We start from the raw sequence: 272 nt of genomic DNA, 5'->3' as shown, positions 1-272 counted from the left end.
GCTATCTACATTTTGCCCCAAAAGAGTTACTTCGCGATAGCCTTGGTTGAAGAGGTCTTGTGCTTCTTGCACAATAGAATGAGGATCGCGACTTCTTTCTCTTCCGCGGGTGAAGGGAACTACGCAAAATGAACACATGTTGTCGCAACCTCTCATAATAGAGATGAAGGCCGTAACTCCATTTGAATTGAGACGAACAGGGGAGATGTCGGCATAGGTTTCTTCTCTCGAAAGAAAAGTATTCACTGCTTTAAGGCCGTCTTCGGCCGATT

At 45.6% G+C, this 272-nt stretch carries 1 protein-coding gene; it reads right to left on the bottom strand.

Annotated features, from left to right (window positions below):
* Positions 1 to 272: radical SAM protein (locus B3763_RS15670; RefSeq protein WP_286747680.1), on the bottom strand; the 272-nt coding region annotated here is incomplete at both ends.

This window comes from Roseivirga sp. UBA1976 (genome assembly GCF_002336325.1).
Classification (GTDB): domain Bacteria; phylum Bacteroidota; class Bacteroidia; order Cytophagales; family Cyclobacteriaceae; genus Roseivirga; species Roseivirga thermotolerans.
Note: the sequence above shows the minus strand (reverse complement) of the source record. Positions and strands in the feature narration are given on the sequence as shown.